Genomic DNA, 9,737 nt, shown 5'->3' on the forward strand with positions numbered 1-9,737 from the left:
CTTCTTCAGCCTGAGGAAGAAATCTCGTAAGGTACCTGGATGCCTTACTGCCTGAAGAGCAACCTGAATGAGGATCCAGCGCAGCATGCTCCGGCTCGCCTTGGTGATGTGTCCGGTGTACCTGGTTTTGCCCGACTGGTGCACTGAAGGTACAAGGCCGGAAAAACTGGCAAGCTTCTTTGCCGAGGTAAAGCGCTTGATATCGCCAACCTCGGCCAATATGGTCAGGGCGGCCAGGACATCTATCCCGGGTATGCCTAAAAGAATTTCTAGCCCATCCAAGGTGATTGCCCTCAGGTTTAGCTCTTTCTCAATAGCTGTGATTTCCTCCTCTAAAGCCTCGAGGACCTTGAGGTTCGAGGTGAGGACTATTTTCTCCACCTCAGGCAGTTCCTCAAGCTCCCGGAGGAACTGCCTCCCTTTTACTCCGAACAGATCGCTTGCCGGCACCGTTATGGCGTGCCTGGCCAGAACTGCGTGAACCCTATTTTTAACGCCCACCACCTGCTTCTTTAAGGCTGCCCGGTGGTGGAGTAGGGTTCTTAGCTCTCGCTCTTTCTTGGAGGCCACCCAGCTGGCACAGATAAAATCCGCGGCCAAGAGCCTGACCAAGATCTCAGCGTCCACCTTGTTCGTCTTAATCCTGGCCTCAGCAATGGCTCTCGTTTTTATGGGGTTGACGACCACCACTTGTGCCCCACGCGCTGTTAAGATATCATAAATCATGGAAGCATTGCCGGTGGCTTCAAGGGCTACTTTGCAGTTGCCGTCAAGTTCCTTAGCGAACCGCTTCCACTCCTTTTTCTCATTGCGGAAATGGAAACGCCTGATAGAGTTACCCGGTAGAAGCTCTGCTCCCTCGCAAGTAACTTTGTGGACGTCAAGGCCAAAGTACCGCAATCCTGGTGCACCTCCTTTTTATGGGGCGCGAGCAAAGGTAAGCACGACAATCACCTATCCGGGCTCTTTAGCCCACTTTGGCGGGTCGAGATGGCGGCCAAACATTTTCTCGGACTCTTATCATCCATGTCACCAGACGGCCGCTCTTGCCCGCACTGCCTTGGCTAGATAACCCGCCTAGTTACTTAATTCGCCAGAGGTACGGTTTTATCATGCCAACATTTTCTCTGTCCGCGCTCACGTGACAATATCACAGTCCCGTGACACCAGCAGCGATAGGCCTTGACGAGGTTGGGGGAAGTTGCTATAATTTGAGTTGCGCTTGGGGGGTTAACTCCCAGAGCGGGTAAAGTGAATAATGAGCGTGGAGAGGTTCCCGAGTTGGCCAAAGGGGGCAGACTGTAAATCTGCTGGCGCAGCCTTCGCTGGTTCGAATCCAGCCCTCTCCACCATGTTGCGGGGTGGAGCAGCTGGTAGCTCGTCGGGCTCATAACCCGAAGGTCGTTGGTTCGAATCCATCCCCCGCAACCAAGCCCACATAGCTCAGTCGGTAGAGCGTCGCCTTGGTAAGGCGGAGGTCACCGGTTCAATCCCGGTTGTGGGCTCCAGTATTGATTGGCAAAGTTTTTGCGTTTACCCTCACCCTGACATCAGCTGACAAACGAGGGTAGGGCGAGGGTCGTATACCTACCGTGAGGAGCATCACCCTGCTCCTTATTATTTGTCTGCGGTCGGCCACCTCTCCGGCTAGGTATAGACTGCCCTGCTGGTGATGCTGCTTCCCCAAATCTCTAGGCCTGTGGTGCATATCTAGGGGTATAGAGAGGATAGAATAAAGTCCGCTTCTGCACGTCACGACCTGCAAACCGCCCGGGCGAGACAGACGTTACCTCTTGTGTCGCACCGTCATCCCCAATCAGCAGCAAAAAATGAAAAAGATAGGCTGCTTGGCGATAACCTTCCATGTCCTTTGGGGTGGGCCCCTCTTAAGTGCTCTTCTGTAATGTTTAGTTCCTTACTACTTTTACTGTTCGAACTGCATAAACATGTAAAGGGACGGTGAGGAGGTGACGCCATGGTCGAGGGCAGGAAGCATTATTTTACTTTGACTGACCGGGAGCGCCTGACAGTTGGCGGGGTATCCCATGTGATTAGCTTCGATGATCGGCGGGTAGTCCTGGAAACGGTCATGGGCCCGCTGGTAATTGAGGGCGAGGGTTTCAATATTCATAACCTCAATCTAGAATCCGGAGAGCTGGCGGTTACCGGCACCATCAGCTCCCTGGCTTACAGCAACAAGTATGGCGGCAAAGGGCGAGGGGAGGGCCTCCTTAAAAAGATATTGCGCTAAAGAAAGGACCGACTTCAGCCATTCGCCGGAAGTGCCCATGCGACGGATCTGGAAGAAAACCGGGGGCGATGCCGAGGCGTTGGTCCGGGGCGGAGCGAAGGCCCACCCTGGCCGGCATAGCCTAGAACAAACTGTTTGTTAGGAGGAGAGCCGCGTGCCCATCCAGCTAGCTATCTTTAGTAGCACCGTAGCCTTGGGGGTGGTCATGGGTGCTTTTTACGACTTGTTTCGTACTTGGCACCTTTTAGCTCACCCCCGCCGGTGGCAAATCCACCTGGGGGACTTCATTTACTGGTTTATCACTACCTTAGGGGTCTTCTTTGGCTTGCTCTTGACTAACTGGGGGGAACTCCGGTTTTTTATGCTTCTTGGCCTAGCTTTGGGTGCAGGACTTTACTTCCGCTGGTTGAGCCGGTGGATGCTTGGGTTATTTACGGGGATAGCCCGTTTGATCCTAAGGATTCTAGCCATCCTTATACTGCCACTGCGTTGGCTTCGTTTCGTGGTCAGAACCCTCTTGAAAAATTTTTTCCCCACCTTAGCCCAAAAAGAAGGAATCCCTGAGACCATTGACGAATGATTTTATACACATTTTGTACAAGTTTTGTACACAGTTTGTGCATAAGCTGTGCATAAGCTTAGCCCTAAGGTTAGCCAACCCTTGCCGCTTGGGAGTAAGCTGTGAAGATCGAAATCCGGGGCGTAGAAAAACTTAGTTTCCGGGAGCGCCAGGTGGTAGCTTTAAAAGAAATGGGCCTTTCCCAAGAAAAGATTGCTGCCCAGTTGGGATTGAGCCCTGCCACAGTGGCTACCATTTACCACCGGGCTCGGACCAAGGGCTACGAAGTTGTCATCATACTGCCCGGGGAGACGCTGGGGATATTTGACGCCGGCGAGGGCGAAGGTGAAGGCCGAGGCGAAGGCGATAAGCAGAGTAGCTAAACGATGTAGGTTAGCAATCAGAGCTCATTGAGAGGGCTTAAGAGTAATTAGGGGGCGCGACAACCATGGCTTCTTTACCTTCACCAAGGGGACAAGCTCTCCTTCCCGAGGCGACTAGGCCTTTAGCTAACAGGCCTCTTTACCCGTCATCCCGTCGGAGGGCCAAGAGACGGTACCAGCTAAATTGGAAAAAGGCGTCCCTAGCTGCTATTGCCGTTTATGCCTTAATATCCTTTATTAGCGTGGGGTTGAAGATGAGCCAAGCCAACCGGGAAGTTGCCCGGCTCCAAGCTGAACACCAAGCGCTAGTTCAGCAGCGCCAGGAACTTGATCGGCAAATCCAAAAGCTCAACGATCCAGCTTACATAGAAAAGCTAGCTCGTGAACAGCTGGGACTAATTAAGCCAGGGGAAAAGGTAGTAATCTTTACGGAGCCGGGTAACCCCCTCCCTCTCAAGAAGGATAACCGTGCGGTTTACAAGGATTAGGTTGCCAGTCAGGGGCATTTAGCCAGTACGTGCCTGCTGACAGTATGTGCCTGCCGACTCCAGTTGCAGAGGGAAAACGATGGCAAGGCAGTTTATGAGCATTTAGCTAGCTAGCCGTCTTGGGTATACGGATGCTTGGAAGGCAATCAATGCCAGCCATGACGCCGATTTCTTAGTTGACAGGAGATGGGGCCTTACGTTAGAATATTCTCAGCGTAAGCGTACGTATTATCTAGGGGGAATTTTCTTCGTATGGCCATCGCGGTAGGCAGCATAGTGGAAGGAGTGGTAACCGGTATTACCAAGTTTGGAGCTTTCGTAGAACTTCCCGGGGGAGCCACAGGGTTGGTCCATATTTCTGAGGTAGCCAATACCTATGTCAAGGACGTTAAGGACTACCTGAAGGAAAATGATCGGGTTCGGGTCAAAGTGATCCATGTGGATGAAAAGGGGAAGATCGGGCTTTCCATTAAGCAGGCTGACCCCAACTACCAGCCGGGGAGGCCGCGGCGACGAGTGTCAGCTTCCTTCGAGGAGAAGCTGGCTCGTTTTTTGAAGGAGAGCGATGAGAGGCTCCAAGACCTGAAGCGTAGTACCGATTCTAAGCGAGGGGGGCGGGGAGCTCACCGAGCTTAGCAATCAAACCAAACGTCGAGGAAATAGATCGCGATCTTTGACCCTAGGCATTGCTGGTAGTCTCCAGAACCAGTAATTCTAGGGTTTTTTGATGTCTATTTTGAGCCTGGATGGCATATGATGGAAAGGTCAAGAAACCAAAGCTGGGTGAAAGCCAGTGTTCAATTATGGCTTCCCGATTCTCATCCTCATTCTTCTATTGGCCATTGTGGGAAGGTCACAAGTCATTGCTGTTGCTGCCGCCCTGCTTCTGCTAATTCAGGTGGCCCGGCTGGATCGGCTACTGCCACTTTTGGAGCGGCGGAGCCTGGAGATCGGTCTAGTATTTCTTACTATTGCTGTGCTTGCTCCTTTCGCATCGGGCAAAGTCCCCATGGACACCTGCCTTCGCTCCTTCCTTTCCATCCCCGGCCTAATTGCTATGGTCAGCGGCATTCTGGCTACCATTATGAACGGACAGGGCCTACACCTTTTGCAGGAGCAGCCCGGCATGATGGTTGGGTTGGTGGTTGGTTCCCTCGTGGGGGTACTATTCTTCGGTGGTATTCCCGTAGGCCCGTTGATGGCCGGGGGAATTGCCGCCCTGTTTACCTGGCTGGCCAATTTGAGAAGTTGAACGGTGTATATAACCCGGCCGACCGGAGATAATACAGATAAGTATAGCAACGGAGGTGTGCCGGTGTTCGTTGTCGGTCGAGTACCCCCGATAATTTTGCTACCGGAATGGCCTGAGCCCGGCAGCCCGCCCCACCCAACCACTGCGCCGCCGGAGTTTCCCAGCGAGCCCGAAATTCCTGAGCTGCCCCCTGAAGTCCGGGCGGCTTTTTCTTGTCTCCAGAGCAGGGATTTAGCCATCTGGGTGAGAATAACTAACCATGGGAATGGAGCCCTTTGCGGCCAAACTTCTTCAGGGGGTGGCGCAAATTGTCAACCGAACGAAAAAAGGTGACGGTTCCTGAGTTAAAGGAGATGAAAGCCAGGGGCGAGAAGATCGCAGAGCTCACCGCTTATGACTACTCAACCGCTTTGCTGGTAGACCGGGCCGGGGTTGATGTTATCCTGGTGGGCGATTCCTTGGCCATGACGGTTATGGGCTTAGATACTACTGTTCCTGTAACCATGGAGGAAATGCTTCACCATACTCGGGCAGTTACCAGAGCTGTAGAGCGGTGCTTGGTGGTAGGCGACCTTCCCTTTTTGTCTTACCAGGCCAGCCGGGAAGAAGCGGTTCGCAATGCTGGACGCTTTCTCAAGGAGGCCGGTGCTGACGCCGTCAAGCTGGAGGGGGGGCGGAATATGGTGGACACGGTAAAAGCTATCGTAGACGCTGGTATCCCGGTCCAGGCCCATATAGGCCTCACCCCTCAATATGTAGCCCAGCTTGGAGGTTTCAAGGTCCAAGGGAAGTCAGAGGAAGCAGCCCAAAAGTTGATTGAAGATGCCTTAGCCTTGGAGGCGGCTGGGGCTATGAGTATTGTCCTCGAGTGCGTACCAGGATCGGTGGCGGCGGTAATCACCAAGGAGCTGGCCATTCCTACCATTGGGATTGGTGCGGGTCCGGAATGCGATGGGCAAGTCTTGGTATATCATGACATGGTAGGTTTGTTTGAGCGCTTCGTGCCTAAGTTTGTAAAGCAATATGCTAATATAAAAGGTGAGATAATGCGGGCGGTAGGCGAGTACGTTAAAGAAGTTAAAGAAGGGGCATTTCCGGAGGAGAAGCACACGTTTAAGTAATCACGGGCAGGTATGCCTGACTGCCAGCTCCATAACGCCTAGCTGCTCCACATGGGGCTCCGGCTTCCGTGGCTGGAAGCCGGAGCCCAAGAAAACAGCCAGGAGGAGGAGCCCATGAATTACGCCGATATCATTTTAGGAGGTATATTGCTGCTCGGGACCATTGCCGGGTTCCGGCAGGGACTGGTCAGGGCGTTGGGTGGTTTTGTGGGGAGCATTGCTACTATCATCCTTGCTCTTTTAGGCGCACCCTCTTTGGCCGGCTGGCTCAATCAGAAATGGCAGCTGGCAACTAAGCTGTCAGGCTGGTTTCCGCTTCTGCACCCGGCCGGCGGTAAGCCTTTAACGCCCAGTTCCGAGGTGCCGGACTGGTTGAAAAGCTATGTAGGCACTTATGTAATACCGCCGAAGCCGGTCAGCCACGGACTGGCGGATTTCTTGGTCACTGCTTTGGCCTTTCTTATCATTTTGGTAGTGGCCGGATATGTACTGCGCCTGGTCATCGGCGTTGTCGACCGGGGTGTTCGGTTTACTCCGGCGGGATTCCTAAACGCTTGGGGAGGAGCCTTGGTCGGACTGGTGACTACTGCCTTGGCTATGGCGGTATTTGTAGGCTTAACGCTGCCGTTTTTGACTTCCCCTAGGGGAAGCGCCATAGGGTTAGGTCCGGAAGTCACCGGGCAGTTGCATCGCTCCACTATTCTGCCTTATCTGGTCCAAATCTTTAGCTGGATGGTAGCCCAAATAGGTGGACTCTGGTAACTAACTGGGGTTGGCTGTGATAGGAGGGGAGTAGTTGGTAACGGAAGTTCAGGAGGGTACGCCCAAGATCCCAAAGAGTCCCGGTCAAGAGCTTTTTGAGCGGTTGGGGCGCAAGACCCCTAACGTATGGGAAAAGGTTAAAGATGCGGAAAGGGAAGCCATCTTCACATTTGCCGAGGGCTATAAATCTTTCTTGACTCGAGCTAAAACTGAAAGGTTAGCAGCCAAGGAGATCTTGCGACTAGCTGCCGAAGCTGGCGTTCGTCCCCTTGAGGGAATAGAGCCAGGGCAGCCGCCGGCAGCGGGCGCCAAGTTTTCTTTGGTAAACCGGGGAAAAGAAATAGCCCTAATAGCATGGGGCCGAGAACCTTTGGCTTCGGGCTTGGTACTGGTAGGAGCCCACCTTGACTCTCCCCGGTTGGATCTCAAGCCCCGGCCTCTTTACGAGAGCCAAGGCTTGGCGCTATTAAAGACGCACTACTATGGCGGGATTAAGAAATATCAATGGGTGGCTATGCCTTTGGCCTTGTATGGAGTGGTAATTAAGGCCACTGGCGAGACCTTGGAGCTCTGCATCGGCGAAGATCCTGGTGACCCTGCCTTTACCATTACCGATCTTTTGCCGCACCTGGCCAAAGACCAAGTAAAGCGCCTGCTTATGGAAGGAATTGCTGGCGAGGAGCTCAACGTGTTGGTAGGGAGCATACCTTATGCTGACGAGGACGTCAAAGAGAAGGTAAAGCTGGCTGTCCTAGATTACCTAAATAGGCAGTATGGGTTGGTAGAAGAAGACTTTATCAGCGCTGAATTGGAGTTAGTACCGGCGGGACCGGCGCGGGATCTAGGGTGGGACCGGAGCTTGGTGGCTGGTTATGGCCAAGACGATCGCTCTTCGGCTTATGCTGGCCTCCGGGCATTCTTGGATCTGGAGGCTCCTGCCCATACGGCGGTGCTGCTGTTGGTGGACAAAGAGGAGATTGGTAGCATTGGCAATACTGCCGCTCAGTCCAACTTTTTGCAGCTGGTGGTGGACCGCTTAAGCGCCTGCGAAGGAAAGCAAACTTCGGTGCGGGAAATCCTCCGCCGGTCTAGGGCGCTTTCGGCTGACGTGGCCGCAGCCCAAGATCCAACCTGGGAGGACGTAATGGATAAATATAATGCCGCTAGGCTGGGCGGTGGAGTAGTGCTTTCCAAGTATACCGGAGCCGGAGGCAAGTACAACGCCAATGATGCTCATGCTGAATACGTAGCCCAAATTCGCCAGCTCTTTAACGCCAACCAAGTGATATGGCAAACCGGAGAGTTGGGAAAAGTCGATCAAGGTGGTGGCGGCACCATCGCTGGGTACTTGGCCAACCTGGGCCTGGAAGTGGTGGATTGTGGCCCTGCCCTGTTGGGTATGCATTCCCCCTTTGAAGTCTCTAGTAAGGCAGATATCTATATGAGTTACCGCGCTTACCAAGCTTTCTTCAATTCATAAACAGCTAGAACTTGAAAGAGGGGTGATGTCCGTGGTACGCCTAACCCAGTGCTCCTCGGCCAGTGGGTGAGCAGCCAAGGTAGGGCCGGCGGCCCTTAGAGAAGCACTGAAAGGGTTACCAGTTGGCGACGATCCTCGACTGTTGGTGAGCGGAGCCACCTTTGATGATGCTGGGGTGTACAAGCTTAGCGAGGATTTGGCCCTGGTGCAGACGGTGGATTTTTTCACGCCGATAGTGGACGATCCCTATACCTTTGGGGAAATTGCCGCTGCCAATGCCCTTAGCGATGTCTACGCTATGGGGGCGGTACCGCTCACGGCTCTGAATATTACTTGCTTTCCGGTACAGACCATGGATCTCGGCATCTTAACCCAAATCCTGGCCGGCGGCGCGGCCAAGGTGCAGGAAGCAGGAGCTTTGCTGGTAGGTGGCCATACGGTTGAGGATCCCGAGCCCAAGTACGGCTTGGCCGTAACTGGTATTGTGCACCCGGCCAAGCTTCTTACCAATGCCGGCGCTTGCCCCGGGGACCTATTGGTGTTGACTAAGCCCTTGGGTACGGGGGTAGTCGCTACGGCTGTCAAAGCCGAAATGGCAGGGCCAGAGGCGCAAGCGGCAGCCATCGCCGCCATGCGAGCCCTAAACCGCGAGGCCAGCCAGGCGGCCTTGGCAGTCGGGGCCCACGCGGTCACAGATATTACCGGGTTTGGTTTCCTCGGGCATGCGGCCGAGATGGCCGAAGCCAGCCAGGTGAGTTTAGAGGTGCAAGCGGGGCGGTTCCCGTTTTTGCCGGGGGCGGAGGAATTGGCCCATATGGGATTGGTACCAGCTGGAGCCTATCGCAATCGTGAATACCTGGGCGACAAGGTAGTTTTTGAGGACGAAGTGCCGGAGCGACACCGGGACCTACTTTTCGATCCCCAGACCTCCGGAGGTCTACTAATATCTGTGCCGGAGGAGAAAGCGGAGGAGCTGCTGGCTAGGCTTGAAGAGGGAGGGGTAGTTGGAGCGGCGGTGGTGGGCAGAGTAAAGGCAGGGGCACCGAAGATCACAGTTTACAAGTAGTGGATGTGGCAATTGGTATAGCGCATTGAGGCTGCCGACTGGCCATGCCACCGCTGATGCGGCTAAGGCGCACTAGGAATCGATGGTGCTATTGGTGGCGCCAAGTAATCAAAGAAATGGGGGAAAGACTTTGGATCCTATCGTGGTGGATTGCCGGGGGCTTACCTGTCCGCAACCAGTGGTGCGGACTAAGAAGGCTCTAGATGAGCTTGAACGGGGAGAATTGGTGACTATTGTCGATAACCCTACTTCTCGCGACAACGTGGTCAAATTTGCTCGCAGTCAGGATTATCCCGTCGAGGTGGAGGAGCGGAACGGCGAATTCTACATCCGTATCCAGAAGGAATTCTCTGGTTCTTCGACCCAAGTTGCGCC

At 54.0% G+C, this 9,737-nt stretch carries 12 protein-coding genes and 3 tRNA genes; 14 read left to right on the top strand and 1 reads right to left on the bottom strand.

Annotated elements, in window-relative coordinates:
• The coding region (locus tag H5U02_11785) for an IS110 family transposase (GenBank protein MBC7343099.1) at positions 1-900 on the bottom strand (900 nt) is incomplete at its 3' end.
• 366 nt (positions 901-1,266) lie between these two features.
• Here H5U02_11785 and H5U02_11790 point away from each other — a divergent pair.
• The 14 genes from H5U02_11790 to H5U02_11855 all read left to right on the top strand — a co-directional run.
• A tRNA-Tyr gene (locus H5U02_11790) sits at positions 1,267-1,352 on the top strand.
• A 3-nt stretch (positions 1,353-1,355) separates the two neighbouring features.
• Positions 1,356-1,431: transfer RNA gene (locus H5U02_11795), tRNA-Met, on the top strand.
• A 1-nt stretch (position 1,432) separates the two neighbouring features.
• A tRNA-Thr gene (locus H5U02_11800) sits at positions 1,433-1,508 on the top strand.
• Positions 1,509-1,975: 467 nt separating this feature from the next.
• A complete protein-coding gene (gene yabP, locus H5U02_11805) occupies positions 1,976-2,251 on the top strand; it encodes a sporulation protein YabP (GenBank protein MBC7343100.1) in 276 nt (91 codons plus the stop codon).
• A gap of 154 nt (positions 2,252-2,405) precedes the next feature.
• Positions 2,406-2,831 carry a spore cortex biosynthesis protein YabQ gene (locus H5U02_11810; protein ID MBC7343101.1) on the top strand — a complete coding sequence of 142 codons (426 nt, stop codon included), beginning with the start codon at positions 2,406-2,408 and terminating at the stop codon, positions 2,829-2,831.
• A 101-nt stretch (positions 2,832-2,932) separates the two neighbouring features.
• The gene (locus H5U02_11815) at positions 2,933-3,193 is read left to right on the top strand and encodes a sigma-70 family RNA polymerase sigma factor (GenBank protein MBC7343102.1); all 261 of its coding nucleotides are present in this window, start codon (positions 2,933-2,935) and stop codon (positions 3,191-3,193) included.
• A 65-nt stretch (positions 3,194-3,258) separates the two neighbouring features.
• Positions 3,259-3,681, top strand: coding sequence for a septum formation initiator family protein (locus H5U02_11820; protein ID MBC7343103.1), 423 nt, complete (start codon positions 3,259-3,261; stop codon positions 3,679-3,681).
• 252 nt (positions 3,682-3,933) lie between these two features.
• Positions 3,934-4,317 (top strand): S1 RNA-binding domain-containing protein, encoded by a 384-nt coding sequence (locus H5U02_11825; GenBank protein MBC7343104.1) that lies wholly within the window; start codon positions 3,934-3,936, stop codon positions 4,315-4,317.
• A 178-nt stretch (positions 4,318-4,495) separates the two neighbouring features.
• Positions 4,496-4,933: a DUF441 domain-containing protein gene (locus H5U02_11830; GenBank protein ID MBC7343105.1), complete on the top strand. Its 438-nt coding sequence runs from the start codon at positions 4,496-4,498 to the stop codon at positions 4,931-4,933.
• 308 nt (positions 4,934-5,241) lie between these two features.
• Positions 5,242-6,054, top strand: coding sequence for a 3-methyl-2-oxobutanoate hydroxymethyltransferase (gene panB / locus H5U02_11835; GenBank protein ID MBC7343106.1), 813 nt, complete (start codon positions 5,242-5,244; stop codon positions 6,052-6,054).
• Positions 6,055-6,168: 114 nt separating this feature from the next.
• Positions 6,169-6,816 carry a CvpA family protein gene (locus H5U02_11840; protein ID MBC7343107.1) on the top strand — a complete coding sequence of 216 codons (648 nt, stop codon included), beginning with the start codon at positions 6,169-6,171 and terminating at the stop codon, positions 6,814-6,816.
• 67 nt (positions 6,817-6,883) lie between these two features.
• Positions 6,884-8,296, top strand: coding sequence for an aminopeptidase (locus tag H5U02_11845; protein MBC7343108.1), 1,413 nt, complete (start codon positions 6,884-6,886; stop codon positions 8,294-8,296).
• A gap of 25 nt (positions 8,297-8,321) precedes the next feature.
• On the top strand, positions 8,322-9,362 hold the full coding sequence (gene selD, locus H5U02_11850; protein MBC7343109.1) for a selenide, water dikinase SelD: 1,041 nt from the start codon (positions 8,322-8,324) through the stop codon (positions 9,360-9,362).
• Between the two features lie 130 nt (positions 9,363-9,492).
• Positions 9,493-9,737, top strand: a 245-nt coding sequence (locus H5U02_11855) for a sulfurtransferase TusA family protein (GenBank protein ID MBC7343110.1), incomplete at its 3' end; no start/stop codon positions are given.

It is taken from the genome of Clostridia bacterium (genome assembly GCA_014360065.1).
Taxonomy (GTDB): domain Bacteria; phylum Bacillota; class DSM-521; order Neomoorellales; family JACIYF01; genus JACIYF01.

What these genes read in the sequence shown, in the direction of transcription:
- yabP (MBC7343100.1), top strand. Translation starts at nt 1,976, where the DNA reads ATGGTCGAGGGCAGGAAGCATTATTTTACTTTGACTGACCGGGAGCGC.
- H5U02_11820 (MBC7343103.1), top strand. Translation starts at nt 3,259, where the DNA reads ATGGCTTCTTTACCTTCACCAAGGGGACAAGCTCTCCTTCCCGAGGCG.
- H5U02_11825 (MBC7343104.1), top strand. Translation starts at nt 3,934, where the DNA reads ATGGCCATCGCGGTAGGCAGCATAGTGGAAGGAGTGGTAACCGGTATT.
- H5U02_11840 (MBC7343107.1), top strand. Translation starts at nt 6,169, where the DNA reads ATGAATTACGCCGATATCATTTTAGGAGGTATATTGCTGCTCGGGACC.